This window comes from Flavobacterium sp. (assembly GCF_036741995.1).
Classification (GTDB): domain Bacteria; phylum Bacteroidota; class Bacteroidia; order Flavobacteriales; family Flavobacteriaceae; genus Flavobacterium.
Genome location: NZ_DAINRG010000002.1, coordinates 23878 through 48034, shown reverse-complemented (window position 1 = coordinate 48034; position 24157 = coordinate 23878). Strand labels below are relative to the sequence as shown.

21 protein-coding genes and 2 tRNA genes are annotated in these 24157 nt (G+C 39.0%); 16 read left to right on the top strand and 7 right to left on the bottom strand.

Going from position 1 to position 24157, the window contains the following annotated elements; genetic code table 11:
- Positions 1 to 43: 43 nt before the first annotated feature.
- The 7 genes from dnaE to V7D82_RS01580 all read left to right on the top strand — a co-directional run bounded on the left by dnaE (position 44) and on the right by V7D82_RS01580 (position 10937).
- Positions 44 to 4546: a DNA polymerase III subunit alpha gene (dnaE, locus tag V7D82_RS01610; protein ID WP_333599224.1), complete on the top strand. Its 4503-nt coding sequence runs from the start codon at positions 44 to 46 to the stop codon at positions 4544 to 4546.
- Between the two features lie 114 nt (positions 4547 to 4660).
- Positions 4661 to 4978, top strand: coding sequence for a thioredoxin (trxA, locus tag V7D82_RS01605; protein WP_162126532.1), 318 nt, complete (start codon positions 4661 to 4663; stop codon positions 4976 to 4978).
- A 310-nt stretch (positions 4979 to 5288) separates the two neighbouring features.
- On the top strand, positions 5289 to 6215 hold the full coding sequence (locus V7D82_RS01600) for a DUF58 domain-containing protein (RefSeq protein ID WP_333599223.1): 927 nt from the start codon (positions 5289 to 5291) through the stop codon (positions 6213 to 6215).
- An 86-nt stretch (positions 6216 to 6301) separates the two neighbouring features.
- Positions 6302 to 6375 (top strand) — tRNA-Asp (locus V7D82_RS01595).
- A 285-nt stretch (positions 6376 to 6660) separates the two neighbouring features.
- Positions 6661 to 9966: a DUF7619 domain-containing protein gene (locus V7D82_RS01590; RefSeq protein WP_333599222.1), complete on the top strand. Its 3306-nt coding sequence runs from the start codon at positions 6661 to 6663 to the stop codon at positions 9964 to 9966.
- 117 nt (positions 9967 to 10083) lie between these two features.
- Complete coding sequence (locus V7D82_RS01585) at positions 10084 to 10458, top strand: hypothetical protein (RefSeq protein WP_333599221.1); 375 nt, start codon at positions 10084 to 10086, stop codon at positions 10456 to 10458.
- Positions 10458 to 10937 (top strand): hypothetical protein, encoded by a 480-nt coding sequence (locus tag V7D82_RS01580; RefSeq protein WP_333599220.1) that lies wholly within the window; start codon positions 10458 to 10460, stop codon positions 10935 to 10937. The genes V7D82_RS01585 and V7D82_RS01580 overlap by 1 nt, the downstream gene beginning before the upstream one ends.
- A gap of 55 nt (positions 10938 to 10992) precedes the next feature.
- Here the strand turns inward: V7D82_RS01580 and V7D82_RS01575 are convergent, their stop codons facing one another.
- Together V7D82_RS01575 and V7D82_RS01570 are read right to left on the bottom strand one after the other, a co-directional pair.
- Positions 10993 to 12126: a glycosyltransferase family 2 protein gene (locus V7D82_RS01575; protein ID WP_333599219.1), complete on the bottom strand. Its 1134-nt coding sequence runs from the start codon at positions 12124 to 12126 to the stop codon at positions 10993 to 10995.
- The gene (locus V7D82_RS01570; RefSeq protein WP_333599218.1) at positions 12117 to 13040 is read right to left on the bottom strand and encodes a hypothetical protein; all 924 of its coding nucleotides are present in this window, start codon (positions 13038 to 13040) and stop codon (positions 12117 to 12119) included. Before V7D82_RS01570 ends, V7D82_RS01575 begins: the two co-directional genes overlap by 10 nt.
- A gap of 25 nt (positions 13041 to 13065) precedes the next feature.
- Between V7D82_RS01570 and ruvC the strand changes: the two genes are divergently transcribed.
- Genes ruvC through V7D82_RS01540 form a run of 6 tightly spaced genes read left to right on the top strand, consistent with a single transcriptional unit; the run spans position 13066 to position 16690 of the window.
- Positions 13066 to 13620, top strand: a complete 555-nt coding sequence (gene ruvC, locus V7D82_RS01565) for a crossover junction endodeoxyribonuclease RuvC (RefSeq protein WP_333599217.1) — start codon at positions 13066 to 13068, stop codon at positions 13618 to 13620.
- Between the two features lie 59 nt (positions 13621 to 13679).
- The gene (gene hemW / locus V7D82_RS01560) at positions 13680 to 14813 is read left to right on the top strand and encodes a radical SAM family heme chaperone HemW (protein ID WP_333599216.1); all 1134 of its coding nucleotides are present in this window, start codon (positions 13680 to 13682) and stop codon (positions 14811 to 14813) included.
- Positions 14813 to 15565, top strand: a complete 753-nt coding sequence (locus V7D82_RS01555; protein WP_333599215.1) for a cyclase family protein — start codon at positions 14813 to 14815, stop codon at positions 15563 to 15565. Before hemW ends, V7D82_RS01555 begins: the two co-directional genes overlap by 1 nt.
- On the top strand, positions 15562 to 15963 hold the full coding sequence (locus V7D82_RS01550) for a GNAT family N-acetyltransferase (RefSeq protein WP_333599214.1): 402 nt from the start codon (positions 15562 to 15564) through the stop codon (positions 15961 to 15963). The genes V7D82_RS01555 and V7D82_RS01550 overlap by 4 nt, the downstream gene beginning before the upstream one ends.
- Positions 15960 to 16322 carry a DUF4260 domain-containing protein gene (locus V7D82_RS01545; protein WP_333599213.1) on the top strand — a complete coding sequence of 121 codons (363 nt, stop codon included), beginning with the start codon at positions 15960 to 15962 and terminating at the stop codon, positions 16320 to 16322. Before V7D82_RS01550 ends, V7D82_RS01545 begins: the two co-directional genes overlap by 4 nt.
- Entirely contained in the window at positions 16319 to 16690 is a 372-nt protein-coding gene (locus V7D82_RS01540) for an MmcQ/YjbR family DNA-binding protein (RefSeq protein ID WP_333599212.1), read from the top strand. Before V7D82_RS01545 ends, V7D82_RS01540 begins: the two co-directional genes overlap by 4 nt.
- A 12-nt stretch (positions 16691 to 16702) precedes the next feature.
- Here V7D82_RS01540 and V7D82_RS01535 read toward each other — a convergent pair whose 3' ends face one another.
- The gene (locus V7D82_RS01535) at positions 16703 to 17803 is read right to left on the bottom strand and encodes a DUF4407 domain-containing protein (protein WP_333599211.1); all 1101 of its coding nucleotides are present in this window, start codon (positions 17801 to 17803) and stop codon (positions 16703 to 16705) included.
- A 281-nt stretch (positions 17804 to 18084) separates the two neighbouring features.
- Here V7D82_RS01535 and V7D82_RS01530 point away from each other — a divergent pair, with 281 nt between their 5' ends.
- Positions 18085 to 18894, top strand: coding sequence for a hypothetical protein (locus tag V7D82_RS01530; RefSeq protein ID WP_333599210.1), 810 nt, complete (start codon positions 18085 to 18087; stop codon positions 18892 to 18894).
- Between the two features lie 30 nt (positions 18895 to 18924).
- Here the strand turns inward: V7D82_RS01530 and V7D82_RS01525 are convergent, their stop codons facing one another.
- Both V7D82_RS01525 and V7D82_RS01520 read right to left on the bottom strand, forming a co-directional pair.
- Complete coding sequence (locus tag V7D82_RS01525) at positions 18925 to 19350, bottom strand: hypothetical protein (RefSeq protein ID WP_333599209.1); 426 nt, start codon at positions 19348 to 19350, stop codon at positions 18925 to 18927.
- 59 nt (positions 19351 to 19409) lie between these two features.
- Positions 19410 to 20798, bottom strand: a complete 1389-nt coding sequence (locus V7D82_RS01520) for a dipeptidase (RefSeq protein ID WP_333599208.1) — start codon at positions 20796 to 20798, stop codon at positions 19410 to 19412.
- A gap of 107 nt (positions 20799 to 20905) precedes the next feature.
- Here V7D82_RS01520 and V7D82_RS01515 point away from each other — a divergent pair.
- Both V7D82_RS01515 and V7D82_RS01510 read left to right on the top strand, forming a co-directional pair.
- Positions 20906 to 20987 (top strand) — tRNA-Leu (locus tag V7D82_RS01515).
- A gap of 168 nt (positions 20988 to 21155) precedes the next feature.
- The gene (locus V7D82_RS01510; RefSeq protein WP_333599207.1) at positions 21156 to 21902 is read left to right on the top strand and encodes a hypothetical protein; all 747 of its coding nucleotides are present in this window, start codon (positions 21156 to 21158) and stop codon (positions 21900 to 21902) included.
- A 34-nt stretch (positions 21903 to 21936) separates the two neighbouring features.
- Here V7D82_RS01510 and V7D82_RS01505 read toward each other — a convergent pair whose 3' ends face one another.
- Together V7D82_RS01505 and V7D82_RS01500 are read right to left on the bottom strand one after the other, a co-directional pair.
- Positions 21937 to 23703: a DUF885 domain-containing protein gene (locus V7D82_RS01505; protein ID WP_333599206.1), complete on the bottom strand. Its 1767-nt coding sequence runs from the start codon at positions 23701 to 23703 to the stop codon at positions 21937 to 21939.
- A gap of 76 nt (positions 23704 to 23779) precedes the next feature.
- Positions 23780 to 24142 (bottom strand): nuclear transport factor 2 family protein, encoded by a 363-nt coding sequence (locus V7D82_RS01500; RefSeq protein WP_333599205.1) that lies wholly within the window; start codon positions 24140 to 24142, stop codon positions 23780 to 23782.
- Positions 24143 to 24157 lie beyond the last annotated feature (15 nt).

The following is a 24157-nucleotide window of genomic DNA, read 5'->3' as shown; positions in this document are numbered from 1 at the left end:
AAATGTATTTTTGAAAAGTTAGAATTCCTTCAAATCTCCTTGCATGTATTTAATTTTTGATACCGAAACCACCGGATTACCAAAACGTTGGGGTGCTCCTATATCCGACACCGATAACTGGCCAAGATGTATCCAGATTGCCTGGCAGTTGCACGATGCGATGGGAAATCTTATCGAGCATCAGGATTATTTGGTTAAGCCTGAAGGATTCAACATTCCGTATGATGCCGAAAGGATTCATGGTATTTCTACAGAATTAGCCGAAGCACAAGGAATCTCATTAGCCGAAGTATTAGAGAAATTTAATATTGCTTTAGCCAAAGCCAAATTCATAGTCGGACAAAACGTTGGCTTCGATGTTAACATCATGGGCTGTGAGTTTTACCGACTTGGAGTGAACTCTCCTATGGCATCCATGCCGGTATTAGATACTTGTACCGAAGTTACGGCATCTCTTTTAAAGTTACCCGGAGGACGTGGCGGAAAGTTCAAATTACCAACCTTAACCGAATTACACAGTTATCTTTTCAACGTTCCGTTTGCCGAAGCCCACAATGCTACTGCCGACGTAGAAGCCACTACCCGTTGCTTTTTAGAATTAATTCGAAGAGAAATTTTCACCAAAGAAGAACTCGATGTTCCGGTGGATTATTTCAGAGAGTTTGGCCAAAATAATCCAAAAGAAATTCCACTCATTGGATTAAAGCACATCAATCTGAAACAGGCTTCGGACGAAATTCGGAAACAATTTCAGAAGAAAGAAGAAGTTGTTGTTCCAAGTCAGGAAGACAAACAAATTCACCATGAGGTTGCCGAAATTGATTTTGTGCATTTGCACAATCATACTCAGTTTTCGGTGTTGCAATCGACTATAAGTGTTGCCGATTTAGTCAAAGCGGCGGTTCAAAATAAAATGCCGGCCGTGGCCATGACCGATCATGCCAATTTGATGGGTGCTTTTCATTTTGTCCGCGATATTTTATACCACAATAAATCGGCTCAAGCCAAAAATAAACTAGCCGAAGAAAACGGCGAAACACCCACAGAAACTATCGTTAAACCTATTGTAGGCTGCGAGTTTTATGTGTGTGAGGATTTAAAAGACAAGTCCCGAAAAGACAACGGCTACCAAATCGTTTTTTTAGCCAAAACCAAAAAGGGCTATCACAATTTGGCTAAATTATCTTCCATAGCTTACACCGAAGGTTTTTATTATGTGCCAAGAATTGATCGAAAAGCCATCCAACAATACAAAGAAGACATCATTGTTTTATCCGGAAATCTCTATGGGGAAATACCGAGTAAAGTTTTAAATATAGGTGAAAACCAAGCCGAAGAAGCTTTGGTTTGGTGGAAACAGGAATTTGGCGATGATTTTTATATCGAGTTAATGCGCCATAATCAGGAAGATGAAAATAGGGTGAATGCTTCGCTACTTACTTTGGCCAAAAAACACCAAGTCAAAACCGTTGCGACAAACAACGTGTTCTACATCAATAAAGAAGATGCCAACGCTCACGATATTTTGTTATGTGTACGCGATGGTGAAAAACAATCTACGCCAATCGGTCGTGGTCGCGGCTATCGCTACGGATTTAACAATCAGGAATACTATTTCAAATCAGGTGACGAGATGAAAAAGCTATTTCACGATTTGCCCGAAGCCATCACGACGACAGAAGAAATTGTCAATAAAATAGAAATCTACGATTTGTCACGAGAAGTATTACTTCCCAAATTTGACATCCCCGAAGAGTTTATGGTTGCCGAAGACGAAGCAGATTCGGGCAAACGAGGGGAGAATAAATATCTGGCACATCTCACTTTTGAGGGGGCTAAAAGACGCTACGGAGAAATCACACCGGAAATCCAGGAGCGCATCGATTTCGAATTAAAAACCATTGAAAACACAGGGTATCCCGGCTACTTCTTGATTGTGCAGGATTTCATCGCCGCTGCCCGGAAAATGGATGTGTCCGTAGGACCAGGTCGTGGTTCTGCTGCGGGTTCCGTGGTAGCGTATTGTCTCGGAATTACCAATATCGATCCGTTGCTGTACGATTTGCTTTTTGAGCGTTTCCTAAATCCGGATCGTGTGTCGATGCCCGATATTGATATCGATTTTGATGACGAAGGCAGAAGCCGTGTGATGGATTATGTTATCAATAAATACGGTTCCAAACAAGTAGCACAGATTATTACTTATGGAACCATGGCGGCCAAATCATCGGTTCGTGATACCGCTCGTGTGCTGGATTTACCGTTGTTTGAAGCCGATAAAATTGCCAAGTTAATTCCAACCACGTTGAATTTGGCCAAAATTTTTACTCTCGATAACGACAAGTTAAAAGCAGCATTGCGTTCCGAAGAATATGATAAAGTCAAGGAGTTAATCGAGTTAGCCAATGCCAATGATTTAGGTGGCGAAACGATTCAACAAGCCAAAATATTAGAAGGAAACCTAAGAAATACTGGGATTCACGCTTGTGGTGTGATTATTACGCCAAGTGATATTACCAATTTCGTTCCCGTAGCTACGGCTAAGGATTCCGATTTATATGTGACCCAATTTGACAACTCGGTCGTTGAAAGTGCCGGATTATTGAAGATGGACTTCTTGGGTTTGAAAACCCTAACGTTGATAAAAGATACTGTTAAACTTGTAAAATACAGAACGGGTGTTGAGCTTGATCCGGATGCTTTCCCGATTGATGATGTGAAGACCTATGAGTTGTTCCAAAGAGGCGAAACGGTTGGGATTTTCCAATACGAGTCGCCCGGAATGCAAAAATATTTGAAGGATTTAAAACCGACAGTTTTCGGCGATTTGATTGCCATGAATGCTTTGTATCGACCGGGACCACTGGAGTATATTCCGTCTTTCGTTCGTCGTAAAAATGGGGAAGAAGAAATAACATACGACTTAGAAGCCAACGAAGAATATCTGAAAGAAACCTACGGAATCACCGTTTACCAAGAGCAGGTAATGCTTTTGTCGCAAAAACTGGCCAATTTTTCCAAAGGTGATGCCGACGTCTTGCGTAAAGCAATGGGGAAAAAACAAAAAGATGTTTTGGATAAAATGAAATCCAAATTCATTGAACAAGCGGTAGCCAATGGTCATGCCGAAGACAAACTCGAAAAAATCTGGAAAGACTGGGAAGCCTTTGCACAATATGCTTTCAATAAATCACACTCCACTTGCTATGCTTGGATTGCCTACCAAACGGCCTATTTAAAAGCGCATTACCCAGCAGAATATATGGCGGCGGTGCTTTCCAATAATATGAACGATATCAAACAGGTGTCGTTCTTTATGGAGGAATGTAAGCGCATGGGATTGCAAGTTCTTGGTCCAGATGTGAATGAGAGTTTCTATAAATTTACGGTGAATGAAAATTACGCTGTTCGTTTTGGTATGGGCGCTGTCAAAGGAGTCGGTATGGGTGCAGTTGAAACAATTGTTGCCAATAGAAAAGAAGCCAATTACAAATCCATTTTTGATTTGGCTAAGCGAATTGACTTGCGGGCTGCCAATAAAAAAGCGTTTGAAAACTTAGCTTTGGCGGGCGGTTTTGACTGTTTTTCCGATACTCATCGAGCGCAATATTTCCATACCGATGGTGATAATATTACATTTTATGAAAAAGCCATTCGCTATGGTGCCAAGTTTCAGGAAAATGAAAATTCCTCTCAAGTGAGTTTGTTTGGCGATGCCAGTGATGTTCAAATTGCCGAACCCACAGTGCCGCCTTGCGAAGATTGGAGCACAATGGAGAAATTGGCCAAAGAAAAAGAAGTGGTTGGAATATACATTTCCGGGCATCCTTTGGATGATTACCGTTTTGAAATGAAATATTTCTGCAACAGTAAATTGGAATATTTAAAAAGTTTAGGAAACTATATTGGGAAGAATTTAACCTTTGCCGGAATAGTTACCAATGTGCAATATAAAACCGCGAAAAACGGAAAAGATTGGGCGATGTTTACGCTGGAAGGGTATGATGAAAGCCATGATTTCAGGATTTTTGACGAAGAGTATTTGAAATTCCGACATTTCTTGGTCAACAACCAATTTGTGTATTTTAAAGTTACCGTGAAGGATGGTTGGGTGAATCGAGAAACCGGAAAAAAATCAGAGCCTAGATTACAGTTTTTAGATGTCAAACAATTGCAGGATGTACTGCCGCAGTTTGCGAAAAAGCTAAGTATTCAAATGGATATTAACGATTTGCAACAGAATTTCATACAGCAATTAAATGATGTTTTCAGTTCTAACAAAGGCGATAATACCGTTACGTTTGAAATTGTCGAATTGGAAAAAGTCAAGAAAGTCGCTCCGGCTGTTCCGAAAATAATTGTCGAAGAAACAGCTAATTTTGATTCAGATAATTTGGAAGAAATCGAAATGGAGATTCCAATTGAAGAGGAACAGATTCAAGTAGCGACTAAGATTTCTTTGCCAAGTCGAAAATTAAAAATCAAAATTTCGAATGAATTATTGATAGAGTTAGAAAAAATGAATGTCAAATTCAGTTTAAATTAAGTATCAGTTCTGCCAATGAATTAATAGCCAAAACTGATTTTTTTAGCAGTGAAAACCAAAATAAAATGTCTAATTTTGTCCTCAAATAAATACAATAATTTAAAAATAAAAAATATGGCTTTAGCAATTACCGATGCTACTTTTGACGAGGTAGTATTAAAATCAAATAAACCGGTTGTAGTAGATTTTTGGGCAGCTTGGTGTGGACCATGTAGAATGGTCGGACCCGTTATTGATGAGATTTCTTCAGAATATGAAGGAAAAGCTGTTGTTGGAAAAGTGGATGTGGATGCCAACCAAGAATTTGCAGCCAAATACGGCGTTCGTAATATACCAACGGTTTTGGTCTTTCAAAACGGAGAAGTGGTAGGACGTCAAGTGGGCGTAGCTCCTAAAAAGACTTATACAGACGCTATCGACGCTTTGTTATAATCGAAAAATAAATAGCATTAAAGAAGGTTTGGCGAAAGTCAAGCCTTTTTTAGTTAATAGAAGCACCTGTTTAGTGCTTTTAGGAAATGCCCACCCGCTGTCCGCACTACATGGTAGCCGGCTTCCATCGGGGCTATGATTCACGGTTTGTAATTTTTAGGATAATTTCTTCTAAAGGCAGTTGGTAAAATACCTGACTGCCACTGGCAGTCCTCCTCTTAATATCAAATCATCGGGGCTAAAAGACACGATTTGTAATTTTTAGGATAATTTTCAAATTTTCAAATTTTCAAATCCCTATATTTGGGCTATGAACATCGAATCACAAATAGAAAAAATATCGAGTTTTCAGCATTTGGAGTTGCTGGCCAATCAAGTGGTAGAGGGCTTTATTTCAGGCATGCACAAGAGTCCGTTTCACGGATTTTCAGCTGAATTTGCCGAGCATAAAGTGTATAATTCCGGCGAAAGCACCAAGCATATCGATTGGAAATTATTTGCCAAAACCGATAGATTGTATACCAAGAAATTTGAAGAAGAAACCAATCTTCGCTGTCATTTGATTATCGATAATTCCTCGTCGATGCATTATCCGAAGTTGAAAAGCGACGAACTTTTTTACCACAATAAAATAGGATTTTCAGTATTGGCTTCGGCGGTTTTGATGAATTTATTGAAAAAACAACGCGATGCGGTTGGACTAAGTGTGTATTCGGATACGTATGAATATTATGCCCCCGAAAAAGGCAGCGATCGTCACCACCGCATGATTTTGAATAAACTCGAGAATCTGCTGGAAAACCCCAAAGAGTCTAAGAGCACGGATACAGTTACTTTTTTGCATCAAATAGCCGAAAAAATTCACCGACGTTCCATGATTGTTTTGTTTACGGATATGTTTCAAACCGGCAATAATGAAGCGCTTTTCAATGCTTTACAACATTTGAAGCACAATAAACACAAAGTAGTTGTCTTCCATGTTATTGATAAAAAAACGGAAATCAACTTCAATTTTGACAATGCCCCGCGAAAATTCATTGATTTAGAAACGGGTGAAGAGATAAATATTTTTGCCGATACGATAAAAGAAGCCTACGAAGAAAAAGTAAATGCCTATTTCAAAACGCTGGCCATGACTTGTGCCCAAAACAAAATTAAGTACGTTCCGGTGGCTGTGGAAGAAAGTTTTGAAAAGATTTTGACTACATATTTGGTTGAGAAACAAATGTTTGGTTGATAATAATAAATACAAATTGTTTTTTTTGTAAAAAAGACTTGCAGATTTCAAAAACGATTGTATATTTGCAACCGCAATAACGCAGAGGTTTGGTAGTTCAGTTGGTTAGAATACATGCCTGTCACGCATGGGGTCGCGGGTTCGAGTCCCGTCCAGACCGCGAAATTGGGAAAAGGTTTTCAGAAATGAAAACCTTTTTTGCCCAAAATAATAATCTTCAAAAGGTTATAATTTAGGCTCCCCAAAAAGCATTTAAGATTAGTTGTGTTGTTTCGCTACGACTTTGTAACTCGTAGCACACGGTTTAGTAGTTAGACCAATGAAAAGCTTTCCACTTTATTGTGGATGGCTTTTTTGCTTTTAGACACTTTGAGGTTTGGTGTAATTAACTGGAAATTTGTATATTGCCTTGCTTTAAGCAACAAACTAACCAATCAACTATTCTATGAAAAAACTACTACTAATTATTGCTTTGTTTTTTTCAACTTCAATCCTGTTGGCACAAAGTCCGAATCAACCCTCACAATTTAATACAGTCTGTGATGAAAATAATGATGGAATTGCATTGTTTTACATGCAGGAAATAGCAGCTGAAATAACAGCTAACAATCAAAATTTAGTGGTGACCCACCATTTGACACAAGCGGATGCGGCTAATAATGTAAATCCGCTGCCCAATGATTACACGAATACATCCAATCCACAATTAATTTTTGCCAGAGTTTTAAATACAGTAACCAATCAGGTACAGATTACTACGTATTACCTTACTGTGAGTCAACCAACCATTGGGAATACATTTACTTTAACCAATTGTCAAAGCGTTAGTGGTTTTTCTTGTTGGGATTTAAATAGCATGGGTTCTCAAATTGGGCAAGGTGAATCAGGCGCATCGATTACTTATTTTGTAACACAAGCCGACGCCATGGCGAATACTAATGTAATCAACGAACCAAGTTGTTACATCAGTGCCATAGCAGAACCAAATCAACCCCCCGTTTTTTATAGAATTGATCATTTATTTAGTGGGCAATGTCCCACCATCGGAATGGTCGAGTTAGTGACGATTGATTGTTCCATAACTTGTCCGGCACCAACAGCAGTTGTAGCCACCAATATTACCGGTACTTCTGCTGTAATTTCATGGACAGCGACAGGAAACGAAACCTCTTGGTTCATCAATTTAGCCTTAAACGGAACGCCTGCGACAACCTTAGTCACATCACAAAACCCTTATGTATTGACGGGGTTGAATTGTGGTGCTGTTTATACCGTAACGATTACTTCCATTTGTACGGTGGGACAAAATGCCAGTACAACTCCCTATACCTTTTCAACTCAGGCCTGCATTCCATATGCCGGTCAACCCACCAATTTGTCGCAATGCAGCGATAATGGGACAGCCTGTTTTAATTTAACAGCCAATACGCCATTAATACTAAACACATTAAATCCTGCCGATTATACAGTAACTTATTATGTTTCACAAACTAATGCTGATGCGGGTGTATCACCAATAATTCCAGAGTCAAATTTTTGTGGGCCTAATGGTCAGATAATTTATGCCCGATTAGAAAATACTGCAACGCAGGAATACCAGGTTTTTTCTTTCGCCTTAATAACGGAAACTATTACTGACCCGGTTATTACACTGTCTAATATGGATCAGTGTGATGATAACAACGACTCGGTCATAACATTTAATTTAACAACCATAGAGGCTCAAATTAATACTGCCAATAGTTTAGAATATTATACGGCTTTATCAAACGCCCAAAATCAAGTGGTGCCAATTACCAATCCATCCAACTTTACGGTGGGTGTGCAGTCGCCTATAACCTATATTTATGTTAGAGAAATTGTTCCGAACGCTTGTGATATCATTTATACTTTCCAGGCGAGAGCTTACGCTATTTGTAATTTAGCTTATACTTGTCCGCAAGCCAATTCGCTCTGTAATGCCTTGGGTGTTCCTTTTGCCAACACCCATCAGGGTATTCAGGCAGAAGCAGGAAACAACTATGGTTGTTTGGGAAGCCAACCCAATCCAACTTGGTTCTATTTACCGGTTAGTGGGAATGGAGTAATCAATTTGAAGATTGAGCAAAATACCTCCATTGCCTTTACCGGAAATCAATTAGATGTTGACTACATCGTCTATGGCCCTTTTACCAATCCGGTTACCCCTTGTAGTGGGCAATTGACACAAAACACGGTGGTAAGTTGCAGTTTTTCTCCTGCAGCAATAGAGTTGCCAGTAATACCAAATGCGCAGACCGGTCAATATTACATAATAATGGTAACCAATTACAGCGGTCAAGACGGATTCATTAGAATTTCCGAATTGTCTAATACTGTTGGCGCCATTGATTGTTCGGGCTTCCGATTGAATGCTTTTTTAGATGCTAATAACAACGGAACGCAAGACAACAACGAACAAAATTTCCCTTTAGGACATTTTACTTATGAAGTAAATAACAACGGAAACGTTCACAACATTATTTCTCCTAACGGAGTGTATAACATCTATGATACCAATGCTGCGAATTCATACGACATCACTTATGCTGTTGATGCCAGTTATGCTGCGTTATACAATGTTTCTCCTGCTTCGTATACTAACGTGAATGTAGTAATAGGCGGCGGAATGGCAGTCTATAATTTCCCGGTCACTGTGGTGCAGGCTTATAATGATTTGGCGGTAACCATTGCACCAATCAGTGCTCCAAGACCCGGATTTACGTATCAAAACAAAATCATTTATACCAATAACGGAAATCAGACCATCGCTTCGGGAACGGTAACATTCAATAAAGACGCTTTGGTTACCATTACCGGAAATACACAAACGGGAACCACGCCAACAGCCAACGGATTTACGTATGTCTTTAGCAGTCTGTTGCCGTTTGAGTCAAGATCGATGACCGTTACAATGCAAGTGCCATCGTTACCAATGGTCGCTATTGGAGGTTTATTAACCACTACTGCAACCATCGCTCCGATTGCCGGAGATGTAGTGCCGGCGAACAACTCAGCAAGCAATTCGCAAATCATTATTGGGGCTTACGATCCAAATGACAAAATGGAATCGCACGGAGAAAGAATACAATATTCAGCGTTTACATCCAATGATTATTTATATTACACCCTTCGATTTGAAAATACAGGAACAGCCAGTGCCATCAATGTCAGAGTCGATGATGTGTTGGATGCTAAACTGGATGAAACTACAGTGAAGATGGTGAGTGCCAGCAACCCTTATGTAATGGATAGAGTCGGTAATAATTTGACTTGGAAATTTGACAACATTCAATTGCCACCATCGGTGGCTAATACCAGCACCGGAAAGGGCTATATTATGTTTAGCGTGAAACCAAAACCAGGTTATGCCGTTGGGGATATCATTCCAAACACAGCGGCCATTTATTTTGATTTCAATCCGGCCATAGTAACCAATACCTTCAACACCGAATTTGTAGCGCAGCTTGGTTTGAATGAATTTGAGAATGGAGACTTTATCTTCTATCCAAATCCGGTTAGAGATATCGTAACTGTCGCATTGAAAAACGACGGAAGTATTGCCAATATTGCAGTTTACGATGTGTTAGGTAAATTGATTTTAAATCAAAAACCGAATAGTGGTGCGGCTTCACAAACAGTAGATTTGTCAACAATTTCTAAAGGTGTTTACCTTTTAGAGGTGACTACCGACACGAATTTAAAAGTTGTTAAGAAATTAATAGTGGATTAAAAACCACAAAAAAACATAAAGAAGCTCTCAGTTTTTGGGAGCTTTTCTTTTTTTGGCAAACCTCAGACGTAGTGAATATAATTTCTTATTTTTGAAAATGTTAATTTGGAAACCCCAATGAAAAAAATAATACAAATTGCGATTTTTATTTTGTTCCTTTTTGGAATGACCAATACGGTGTTCGGGCAGGAAAAAGCAGCCAACGATCCCGATAGTCAATTGAAAGAGACGTTATATAAAAAATATAAAAGAGAAGCGCAAACCTATGATAAGAAAGAATTTGACGCCTTGTTTTTAGAGTTTTTCCAAAAACAAAGAGATCAAAAACTGACACTTACCAAAGAAGAGTTTTACACCTACACCCTCAAAATTGCAGCCTATTCTGAAAAGCTAGGCCTTCTGTACAAAGATCAAAAAGAAGAAGCACAACGCACCAAACAGGAATGGTTTGGGAAAAGTTATGCAGAGTATTTACAATCCAAAAAGCAATAATGTTGAAAAGACTCTTAGCAATACTATTGGTTTTTCTTTTCCAATCTTGTCAATACTTTGAGAAGAAGGTTCCTTCTGAAAAAGAATTGCTGGAAAAACGCATGAAAGAAATCAACTGGCAGGAAGTTGATGAATATCCTTCGGTGTCGGATTGTGAAACCCTGACCGATGAAGCCCAGCGCAAACAATGCTTTTTCGAGTTTTTAACCACTACCATTCAACAAAAACTAGCGGTCGACACTTTGGCAACGATGTTTCCTAAATTAGACACTATCGAAGTAAAAGTAACCGTTTTGCCCAATGCCAGCTTAACCTTCGAGCCGCAGTTCCCCAAAGATTCCGTGGCGTACGATACCATCAAAATCGACAGCATTCTGCATGCCCGCTTGGTAGACTTCCCCAAAGTGAATCCGGCGATTAAACGTGGTATTCCGGTGAAAACGCAGTTTGTGCTTCCCGTGATTATTAAACAGGAATAGTGTTAGGAGCTGTTTCCCGCTTTCCGCGCTACATGGTAGCTAGCTACAATAGGGGCTATTTGGAAAATGTTCTTCCCTTCCAGGTAAAGCTTCCAAACAACGAATAAATGCCAACCAAACTCGAGAAAAACGGATAAATAATGCTGCTCGCCAACGGTAGTATAAATTTTCCTTTCAGCAAATATGCATTCGTTTTATAAAGCAATACATAATCCACCACATATTTGATTACAAACACTTTAACAAGGATTCTCCAATCCAAACCATCAGCAATCCACAATGCAAAGCTAACCACCAAACTTAGGTTCATCAGCAATACGATAACTGCCAGGGATTTAGCATAACTACTTTGGTATCCTGTTGTTTTGCTGGCCCAGCGCACCCGCTGCATAAAGAGCTTGAACAAATCGTTTTCGGGTTTTGTCTTAACAATGCTGTCTGTGTTTTTTATATAATGTACTTGAGCCAAATGATTCTTAACTGCTTTTTGCAACAGGAAAACATCATCGCCGCTGGCCATTTTATTGTTTCCGTTGAAACCGTCCAGTTCATTAAACAATTTTTTAGTGTAGGCAAAATTAGCGCCGTTGCACATAAACGGTTTTCCAATACCGAAACTGCCAATCGTGGCACCTTGCAGACTCAACAAATCCAATTGCTGAAAACGGTGAAACCAGTTGTTTTTGGTTTTGTATACCACAGCGCCTACAATCATTTCAGGTTGGTTGGTCTGAATGTAATGGTCCAACGTCAGCAACCAGTTTTTGTTTACGGTACAATCGGCATCCGTCGTGATAATCCAGTTGTGCTTGATGATGGGAACCGCTCGTCCGATGGCATCTTTTTTCGGGGAATTGGATAAACGTAAATTTTCCAAAAGTGTGGTGTCAAGATGGTCATGGTCCAAACGCCATTTGATGCAAACACGCTCCGAACTGTCCGTCGAAAAATCGTCCACCATCACAATTTCTACTAACTGATGAGGATAATTCAAATTGGAAATCGATTGCAAGAGCTTGGGCAAATTCTTCTCTTCATTGCGGAAAGGAATGATGATAGAGAAAGCGGTTTGAGGTGCCAAATTGGTGCTTTCAAACGTTTTTATTTTCCGGGAACCAAAGATGAGTTGGAGTATCAAAAGAGAGTAAACCAATAAAATCAAATATAAAACGATGGTGATTATTTCCATTTCGGTTTGAATTTAAGTACATAATAACTTCCGATAACGACCGGCAACACCACGTTTAAAAACCACATCAGTGTAGAGATGAATACCACAATCCACTCGTTGACGCCCAATTTTCCAAAGAAAAAAACCGCCATGCTGCCTTTGACGGCAAAGTCCAAAAACTGAAAACTCGGCAAAGATGAAGCCAAAAAATAAACGGTAGCAATCGTAGCCATCATCGTTAGATAAGGTAAATCTACATCAAAAGCCAGAAATAAAAAATAGTATTGATGCGAAAAGACCAAATAGCGGCAAGTCGCCAGCAGCATGTTTTTCTGATGAATGCGTTTCGGGATTTCGTTGATTTTATGAGTCAGTTTTTGAATGGAATAGCCTTTAATCTTGATGTTTTTAGAGATAACAGCTACCAGATAAAAGAGAAGTAACAGTAAGATGATGGCTGAAGCCCATTTCCAATAGCCCAAAACAAACAATCCAACCGTTCCGAAAATCACCGTCAAAATCATTTGAATACCGTTGCAGATGAGATTCAGAAAGATGATTTTTTTGGTTTTAATTTTTTCAAAAAACAACGCTTTCCCGGCGTATTCTCCGAGACCATTTGGCGTGAAAATCCCAGCAGTTAAAGCACCAAGCACTTGTTTTGTAGATTCGCCAATGGAAATCGGTTTAAAGAAGGAAACCAAGTTTTGCCACTTCAAAATCTCTAAATACCGATTGGCAACACTGAAGGAAAGCAAAAAGAGAATTCCAGCAACCGATTGCTTTTCCTGAAGCTTCGCCATGAATTTGGTCCAGTCTAATTTGTCATTGTGAACAAGTTGATTGTAGATGAAATAAAAAGCCGCAGTAACAATCAAAAGTTTGACGATAAAAACGGCGAATTGCTTAGCTTTGTGAGGAATTGTAATCATTGGTACAAAATAACGAAAATAAAAATTGGCAAACGAACGCATCATATTAGGAATTGACCCGGGCACCACCATTATGGGTTTTGGGTTGATTAAAGTCGTCAACAAAAAAATGGAATTCCTTCAGTTGAACGAATTGATTTTGAGCAAATATGACGATCATTATACCAAGCTGAAAGTTATTTTTGAGCGTACCATAGAACTCATCGAAACCCACCATCCTGACGAAATTGCCATTGAAGCTCCGTTTTTCGGAAAGAATGTACAATCAATGTTGAAGCTAGGAAGAGCGCAAGGTGTGGCGATGGCTGCGGGTTTATCACGCCAAATTCCGATTACGGAATACGAACCCAAAAAAATTAAAATGGCCATCACCGGCAACGGAAATGCCAGCAAAGAGCAAGTGGCCAAAATGTTGCAACAACTTTTGGGATTAAAAGAACTACCCAAAAATCTGGATTCTACCGATGGTTTGGCTGCTGCGGTTTGTCACTTTTTCAACTCAGGAAAAGTCACAGGAAGCAAGAGCTATACCGGTTGGGATGCCTTTGTAAAACAAAATGAAGAACGAATAAAAAAATAGTTTTCAGTTTCAGTTTTCAGTCTCAGAACTGTTAACTGCGACTGCGACTGCAAACTAAAATGAGCGGCATCTACATCCATATTCCTTTCTGCAAGCAGGCTTGCCATTATTGTGACTTTCATTTTTCGACTTCATTGAAGAAGAAAGACGAGATGGTTTTGGCTTTGGCCAAAGAAATCCAATTGCGAAAAGGCGAGTTCAAAGAGGAGATAGTCGAAACGATTTACTTCGGTGGGGGAACGCCAAGCATACTGGAAGTTTCTGATTTGAAATTGTTGATTGATACTGTTTATGAAAATTATGATGTCATTGAAAATCCTGAAATTACGGTAGAAGCCAATCCTGACGATTTAACAGAAGAAAGAATCATCGCATTAGCCAACAACCGGATTAACCGCTTAAGCATCGGCATTCAGTCTTTTTTTGAAGACGATTTGAAACTGATGAACCGCGCGCACAATTCGGCGGAAGCCAAAAAATGTTTGGAAATTGCCACTCAATATTTCGATAACATTACGATTGATTTAATCTATGGCATGCCGAATATGAGCAATGAAAAATGGCTGCAAAATATCGAAACGGCTCTGTCTTTCAACATTCCGCACATTTCCAGTTATGCTTTGACGATCGAGCCCAAAACGGCTTTGCATAAGTTTATCCAGCAGGGAATCATTCCGCAACTGGATGATGAAGTGGCGCAGGAACATTTTCATCTGTTGGTTGACAAACTAGAGGAAAACGGATTCATTCATTATGAACTGTCCAATTTTGGCAAAGAAAATTTTTTTTCCAAAAACAACTCGAGTTATTGGCTGGGCAAAAAATACATTGGGATTGGTCCTTCGGCACATAGTTATGACGGCGAAAAACGCGGTTGGAATGTCTCGAATAACACTGTTTATTTAAAATCAATTGCGGAAAATAAGCTGCCAATAGAAACGGAAACCTTAACCAAAACTGACCGCTACAACGAATACATCATGACGGGCTTACGAACCATTTGGGGCGTTTCACTGGATAGAATTGAACATGAATTTGGCAAATCCTATTTAGATTATCTAAACCAACAAGCGGCGAAATACATTGAAGATCATTTGCTTTTTATAGACGATAACATTTTGCGCACCACCAAAAGCGGGAAGTTTTTGGGCGACGGGATTGCGTCAGACTTATTTTTGCTAAATTTGGAATAATGAAAGCACTAATCAATACTCAATTCGAAATCGATTTGTCAAAACCGATTGATATTTCGATTCCGTTATCCAATACCGATAAAAATCCGATTGCGTGGTATATTGAAAAACCCGTGATAGAACCGGTGAGATTTGGCGACTGGGTTGGAAAAGTTTCCGAAGGCAGCTCGACGAATTTCAACAATATTTTCTTCAACCCACACGGACATGGCACGCACACGGAATGTCTAGGGCATATCACGCGTGAGTTTTACAGCATCAATCAGTGCCTGCAACAGTTTTTCTTTTTGGCCGAATTGATTTCGGTTGAACCCAAAAGCATTGGGAAAGATTTAGTCATTACCAAAGAACAAATTGAAATCGCTTTAAACGGAAAAAAACCGGAAGCCCTTGTCATTCGAACGTTGCCGAATGCAGTCGCTAAAAAATCTAAAAACTATTCCAAAACCAATCCGCCCTACCTGGAAGAAGCCGCTGCGACTTTTATCCGCGAAAGCGGTATCAAGCACTTGCTGATTGATTTGCCAAGCGTAGATAGGGAAGAAGATGAAGGAAAGTTATTGTCGCACAAAGCGTTTTGGAATGTGAAAGATGTCAATACTTTAAATGCCGATGCCCGATTGGATTGTACCATTACCGAGATGATTTTTGTAAACGATAACGTCAAAGACGGAAGCTATGTTTTGAATTTGCAAATCGCTTCGTTTGAAAATGATGCTTCACCAAGTAAACCTGTTTTATACCAAATATGATTAGCGTTTCTACCGATAAAAGCAAACTCGATGTTCCGTTTATTCAAAACTTTTTGAAAGATATTTATTGGGCAGCCGGAAGAACGATGGAAGAAGTGCAAACCACGATTGACGCTTCAGTTTGCTTTGGGATTTATTTGGATGACGAACAAATTGGTTTCGCCCGAGTGATTACCGACTATGTCGTTTTTGCTTACTTGATGGATGTTTTTATTGATGAAAAACATCGCGGCAAAGGCTATGCTTCGATTTTGATTGAGGCCATGATGCAAGAGCCACAGCTACACCAAGTCAAAATTTGGCGACTGGCCACTTCAGATGCCCATTTTTTATATGAAAAATTCGGATTCACTGCCTTGGCACATCCGGAGAAAATGATGGAAAAAGTTATCAAATGAAAACAACCTTACAATTAGAAGAATTAGGATTGTTCCTGTTGGGAATATTTCTTTTTAATCAACTGGAATTTGCCTGGTGGTGGTTTCTGGTTCTACTCTTAGCGCCCGATTTATCAATGATTGGCTATGCTTTTGGGAATAAAGTTGGCGCTTTTAGCTATAATTTATTTCACCATCGTGCTGTGGCAGTTTTGGTTTATGTTTTGGGGTTGCATTATGCAAATGATGGAATTCAATTAGCCGGAATAATCCTCTTTGCTCATGCTTCGATGGATAGGATTTTTGGCTACGGATTAAAATATGAAACCGGATTTAAGTTTACACATTTAGGCGAAATCGGAAAACAGCAACAAAAATGAACATTCAACAACTCTACGAATTCTGTCTTTCTAAAAAAGCAGTGACCGAACACTTTCCGTTTGATGAAGATACCTTGGTGTTTAAAGTGGGTGGTAAAATGTTTTGCCTGACATCGTTAAAAGAATGGGAAAAAGGAACACCGGCACTCAATTTAAAATGCGACCCGGAGCGTGCCGAAGAACTCCGTGCCGAATATGACGCGATTAATCCCGGTTTTCACATGAGTAAAACGCATTGGAATACGGTAGATTTCAATAACGATGTTTCGGATAAAATGATGTGTGAACTGATTAATCATTCCTATGATTTGGTGTATAAAAGTTTGACTAAAAAACTTCGAGAGGAAATAGAAAAGGAAGCTGAGTAGCTTCCTTTATTTTTACATGGATTTTTTCTGTTTTTCTACAAAACCATCGGCCTGGAGTTTCAGCAACTCAATCGCTCCTTTTTTCTTGTAGTTATATAATTCCTTGTCTTCTTTGATATCGGCATAGACTTTATCATAGATGTCGGCATCGGTTTGTTTTTGCAATTCGCTTTGGTAACGGTTTTGCGAAATCACATTTTTAATGCCCATTTCTTTGTCTTCCTGTTTGAAATCGTATTCGCCTTTTGGCGATAATAATTTGGCAATGATTGGCGAGGTTTCAATGGCTAAAAATAGTAGCATAATGAAGAATGAAGGTAGCCAAGGTAATTTGTTCAACGCGTTGATGCGCGCCATTAATCCGTCGAAACTGTCGATGATGGGTTGGGTCTCGGTCACTTTTTTGTCTAAATCCGTTTGCAGTGTTTTGGCTCTGGTTTCTTTTTCGGCAATGATTTTGGCATTCGTAATTTTTAAGGAATCCAATTGTTTGGCGGCCAAATCATGGGCTAATCGTTTCTCTTTATAAATCGAACCTTTTCCTATTTTCTTTGTTCCGGCAGAACCTTCTGCTTCGGTGATATACGAATTGTATAAGGCTGCTACTTCTTTTTCTTTTTTGGCAATGCCCGATTTTAGGCTGTCGATTTCGGCTTTGTTCTTATCGACATCGCTTTTGAAATAATTGGAGACCTGAGTTTTATTGGCGGCAGCCAATTCATTTTTCTCTTTTAATAAAACGGTATTGATTTCTTTTTCAAAAATTTTGATTTCCAATGGTTTTGAAATCACAATAGCAATGATAATTGCCAATACAATTCGCGGAGATGCCTGTATGAATTCGTCTAAAAAGTGATCTCTTTTCTTGATGGTCGAAACAATAAACCGATCCAAATTGAAGATTAAAAATCCCCAAATCAATCCGAAGAAAACAGCGGTATAAACGTTGTCAAAAACGGTAAAGAGCGTATAACTACTGGCAATGAATGCCATGACGGCGGTAAAGAAAACCGTAGCGCCAATGCCGGCATATTTGTTTTGTTCGCCGTTGGAACAGCTGTTCACAATGTCACTATCGACACCCGAACAAAGGAGGAAAAAACGTTTTAACATGATGATTGATTTTGATTGATGATGATTAGTACAAATTTAAAGCCAAAAGTTTCAAAGAACTGTCTTTCCGAGTACTATTTATTTAATTGTAAGATAAAACACTGTTTTGTGGTGAATTATTGTCAAATGTGTAAATAATTTATTATCAATAAGATAGCGATGCTAAAATTTTGTAAATTAGAGTCCCTCAAAAAAATATCCCCCTCAAATCATTTTCTGTCCCAAATTTCAAATTTGTAATCAATAACCAATTATAAACAAACTTTGAAATTATGAAAGCAATGAAATCAATTTTTTTAGTAGCGCTTTTGAGCTTGCTGCTAATGGGCAATAAGAGTATTGCTCAGGACGACAAAAGTTATTTGGTAACAGTAACGAAACTCCACTGGAATCAGGACATGAAAAACTTCAACATGGATGACTGGAAGGCAGTTGAGAAGGAATATTTAGATAAAGTGGTTAAGAAAAATCCATTTATCCTGGGTCAGGAAATTTTACTCCATAGTTTCACCGAAGACAATTCAGAAATTTTATTGGTAACCAGATATGAAAATTGGGATGCCATTGAAAAAGCAGGGGACAAAGATGACGAACTAATCAAAGCCGCTTGGCCGGATGAAAAAGCCAGAAATGCTTATTTCGAAAAAAGAAGCGCTTATTATGCGCACAACCATTCGGATGAAATTTATGCAACGATACCCGGCGGGAAAATCCCAAAAGGGAACTTTGACAAAGACATGCTGTACTACGTGAGAGTGAGCCATTTTGCCTTTCCTAACGACGGAACGCAGAAAGAGTACAAAGAGTTGAGCAAACAATATTTCGATGCAGTACTCAACAAAAATGATTTAATCAAAGCGTATTATCCCAACCGTCACGCTTGGGGAGCCGACAATACCCAGTTTACCGAAGTGTTCGTGGTGGAATCTTTGGCTGACTTAGACAGTGCGCTAAATAAAAACAGAGATTTGTTCAAAGCGGCCTGGGCTGATGAAGCCAAGCGTAAAGAATTTAATGAAAAGTTCGGAAAATATTTCACAGGGAAACACAGCGATTATATTTATAAATCAGTACACGAGCTGACGAAATAGCAACGAAAAGGCGACCAATTGGTCGCCTTTTTAATTTATTTTTTCTTCGGAAATTAATACACCTTTTAGGTATTTTTTAATTTTTATGATTTTACGATTACCATCAAAAAAAAGCCAATCTCCATTTATGTACCAATGTGTTCCGTCTTTTTCATCTAATATCATTGATTGGCCCATAGCTATTACTCTACCTTTCTTATCAAAAGTTTTGATGTTGCAAATAGTGTCCTGATATTTTTCAGTTTTGACAAGTTTCCGATTTTCGAAATATTTCCAAGTTTTGATTTCACAACTTTTGCTATACCGGCCTTTTGATTTATAAAGAGTACCATTTACAGTGTCTTTATAAACCCATTTGCCTTCCTTAAGATGGTTGATAGTTTTGTTGGTTTTGCATCCACTTAAAATTACAAGCAAAAGAAAAGAGAGAAAGGCAAAGAGTCGTCTTATATTCATCCTAACAATAAAAAAATTCGTTTAGTAATAAACGAATTTTTAAATGATTTATTGTTTTTTTATTTACTCAACTCCACAAAATATTTATAAAACAACGGAATCGTCTCAATCCCTTTCAGGTAATTAAAAATGCCGAAATGTTCGTTTGGCGAGTGAATCGCGTCGCTGTCTAACCCAAATCCCATTAAAATGGTTTTGCTTTTTAGTTCTTTTTCAAACAAGGCGACAATAGGAATACTACCACCGGAACGCACCGGAATAGCTGGCACTCCAAAGGTTTCCGTATACGCTTTGTTTGCTGCTTGGTAACCAATACTGTCAATTGGCGTAACATAGCCTTGTCCGCCGTGATGTGGAGTTACTTTTACCGTTACCGCCTTGGGTGCAATGCTTTCAAAATGTTTTGAAAACAATTCGGTGATTTCTTCCCAATCCTGGTGCGGTACTAAACGCATCGAGATTTTCGCATAAGCTTTGCTGGCAATAACCGTTTTGGCACCTTCGCCGGTATAACCACCCCAGATTCCGTTTACGTCTAGTGTCGGACGAATCGAGTTTCTTTCGTTGGTTACATAGCCGGTTTCACCATATACATCAGCAATGTCTAAGGCTTTTTTATAATTTTCTAAAGAGAACGGGGCTTTGGCCATTTCGGCTCTTTCGGCAGCAGTCAATTCTTCTACTTTTTCATAAAATCCCGGAATGGTAATGTGATTGTTTTCATCGTGAAGCGAAGCAATCATTTTGGTTAATACATTGATAGGATTCGCCACAGCGCCACCATACAATCCGGAATGCAAATCACGGTTTGGTCCGGTAACTTCTACTTCTACATAACTCAAACCGCGTAAACCCGTAGTAATACTTGGCTGTTGATTGGAAATCATTCCGGTATCCGAAATCAAAATCACATCGTTCGCCAGCTTTTCTTGATTTCTTTCCACAAACCAACTTAAACTTTTGGAACCCACTTCTTCTTCGCCTTCAATCATGAATTTCACATTGCAAGGCAAGCAGTTGTTTTGAATCATGTATTCAAAAGCTTTTACGTGCATGTACATCTGACCTTTGTCATCACAAGCTCCTCGCGCAAAAATGGCGCCTTCGGGATGAATTTCGGTGGTTTTGATGACCGGTTCAAAAGGAGGAGACGTCCATAATTCCATCGGATCCGGTGGTTGCACATCATAATGGCCGTAAACCAAAACCGTTGGCAGGTTTTTATCTATAGTTTTTTCGCCATACACAATCGGATAGCCTGGTGTTTCGCAAATTTCTACTAAGTCGCAACCGGCTTTTTCCAATGAAGCTTTTACCGCGTTGGCGGTGTCAATAACGTCCTGAGCATAAGCACTATCGGCGCTTACGGAAGGAATTTTTAACAATTCGGTTAATTCAGAAATAAAACGTTCTTTGTTTTGTTGAACGTAGTTTTTTATGTTGTCCATGGGTTTAATTTTGATAGAAATCAAAAGTACAAAAATGCTTGTAATTTTTTTTTAAATATTTTCCTTTGAAAGTTTGAAGTTATGATTATATTTGCACTCACAATTTTGCGGGTATGGTGAAATTGGTAGACATGCCAGACTTAGGATCTGGTGCCGCAAGGCGTGTAGGTTCGAGTCCTATTACCCGCACAGAAAAGCTTCAACTTAGGTTGGAGCTTTTTCATTTTCAACAATTTGGTTAATAAAATGTTCAAAGTTTCTTTTGGGATGTCTTCACAACCTGAGGAAATGCTGTTATTTTTACTGCAGTAATTCATATTTGAATTTATTGTATTCTAAATGAAAGGGAAACGGCTTATGATGACTGCGTTATTGGCAATTTTTGGATTTGTTCTGTTGGCATTGTCCGTATATCTGCTAACTAAAAACAATTCCAATACCATTACTGCCGACAAACAAAAACAATTGGATGAAGCCATCAAACAAATAGAGGTGCTTCATGCCGAAATTTTGGAAAAAGACAAAATTGTTTCTGAAAACGAACAAAAACTGAAAAGTTTAAAATCAGAATCGATGAGCCATGCTATGGGACAAAACATGCCTATCATTGAAATTGTCGATAATGATTTGAGCGAAGGCACTCCAAGTGAAGAAGGACCTAAGAAAGTACACAAACTGATGTACCACCACCAAATTCGATTCTTCTTATTGAATGCCGGAAAAAACTCTTTGAAGGATGTGATTTTCTCTGTTAAAGATGATTACAATCGGAATAAAGACAAAAAAAAGAAAGCCACTGCCACCGCCAATGTAGATTATACCGGGAAAAAAGTAGATAGCGATGAGTTGGGTGTTTATGAAAACATAGAAGTCAACACGCTCAATCTAAAATCCAAAAAACTGATTTACACCAGCAATCTTCCAGGCAGTTTCGGTGTTGGTGACTACGAATACCATTTGATTATCGAATGGAGCCAAGGATTCTACCAAATGCTGGTGAAGATTGAGGAAATAGACGGAAAACTGAAATACAACTACGAATTCTTTGATGTTGACGGCAAGCCGATTGATTTCAAAAGTATGGAAACCAGTATGGCCAATTAAAAAAGCCTCTCGATGGAGAGGCTTTTTCTTTTCTTTATTTTCCGGTGGCAATCCAGTTGTTGATTTTCTTTTCTAACAACTCCAATGGCAACACTCCTGATTCTAATACTTTTTGGTGGAAGACTTTGATGTCGAATTTGTCTTTCATCTTTTCTTTGGCTTTTTGGCGCAATTCCAAAATTTTCAACTGCCCGATTTTGTAGGACAACGCTTGTCCGGGAATGGCCATATAACGCTCAATTTCTGTCGTAATTCCGGCTTCGCTTTCGGCTTCATTGTCTAAGGAATATTGGATGGCTTGTTCACGTGTCCAGCCTTTGCTGTGTAAGCCCGTATCCACCACTAAACGGATGGCTCGGTGCATTTCGTCGTTCAGCATGCCTAAGTATTGGTAAGGGTCTTTATAAAGTCCTAATTCTTTTCCTAAGCTCTCACAATACAATGCCCAGCCTTCGCCATAAGCGCCAAACCAATTGAACTTTCTAAAGTCCGGTAAATTTTTATTCTCCTGTTGCAACGAAATTTGGAAATGATGTCCCGGAATGGCTTCGTGCAAAAACAAATCCTCATCTTCCAAAACGTTATAGCTTTTCACATCCGGAATCGGAACGTAGAAAGTTCCTGGTCGGCTTCCGTCTGCCGAACCCTGCATGTATTCGGCGCTGGCACTTTTTTCTCTGAAAGCTTCAGTTCTTTTGATTTGGAAAGGGGTCTTTGGTTGCAAGGCAAATAACTTATCTACATTCGGCTGTATGATTTTATGAATGCGTTCAAAATTATCCAACACTTGTTGTGGATCCGTGAAAGGTCTTAGTTCTTTTTTGTCGCGAACGTCGTTCAGGAATTCTTTCAAAGTGCCTTTGAAACCAACTTCATTTTTCACTTTTTCCATTTCGGCGTTCAGTTTCGCCACTTCTTTCAAACCTAATTCATGAATTTGATCCGGAGTCATTTCGGTGGTAGTCCATTGTTTTACCAGAGTGGCATACAATTCTTTTCCGTTTGGTAAACTGCCAATGCCGCTTGTGGTTCTGGAAGCCGGTAAATATTCGGTATTTAAGAAAGCTACCATTTTTTGAAACTGCGGCTCTAGTTTTTCAGTAATCACAGCCGTATATTCTTTTTTCAAGGCGTCTTTTTGGGCATCCGTAAAGTCATTTGGCATTGATTTTATCGTAGTATAAAACAAATTGTCTTCTACTTTTGGCGTAATCATATTTTCAAACTGCGGAATCACTTTTACGGTAAGGGCTTTTGGCAACACCATTCCTTTTTGCATTCCTTTTTTCATATACACGATAGAAGAATCAACCCAAACGGAAAGTAATTCCATCCTTTTCAGGAAATTTCGATAATCTTTTTCGGTTTTGAAAGGCTGCGCACTGCTTCCGCTGGCAAATTGTCCCATCGTTAAATGTGTTCCCCAAAACTGTTCCACAGGCATCAGATTAGTATCGTGTTTCAGCATGTCTTTTCCAATAGAAACTTCCCATTCGATAATGCCATAACTGTTTTTTTCTTCTTCCGATAACTTTGTAGTGTCAACGGTGGCCAAGGCTTTCTCATATTTATCAAAAAAAGCGCTTTGTTTTTTTCGATAGGAATCGGTCATTTCAAAAACCAATTGATCATTGTATTCTTTTTGATTATTTACGGTGGCATCCAGTGGATTCAATGCGTTTTTATCGTCAAAATAGTTTTTGGTGATGGCTGTGAAGTCGCCTGTCTTTTCTTCTGATTTACAGTTTACAAAAAGCAATGACAACAAAAGCATGGCCATACAAGAGGATACGTTTTTCATGTGTAAATTTTTGGTTGATTTTAATTAGTCAGCAGTGATTCAGATTTGTTTCAGTTTTTAACAGCAAATGTTGCGATTATCCGTGATATACCCGCGAAGCGATGATTCGGCCTTCTTTCACTTCCAGTACTTCGGCAACAAGCATATCGTCTTCATTCGCCACGGTTCGGATGTATTCCATAAAAACCCTGTCCGAATTCGAAGTCAGAGAAGTAACTTTATAATGCAAAGTCGGCAATCGGTCAAAAGCATCCTGCCACCAGGTGCGCAGCGCTTCTTTTCCGGTAACTAAACCATTGGTTTCCGGATGTCTCATTTTTAATTTCGGACTGAAATGTTCGGCTTCGTCATCGTATAACGACAATAATTTTTCCAGATTATGAGCATTGAAGGCTTCAAACCAAAGATGGGCAATCGATAAATTTTTTTCTGCTGACATAGTTTTTCAAATAAA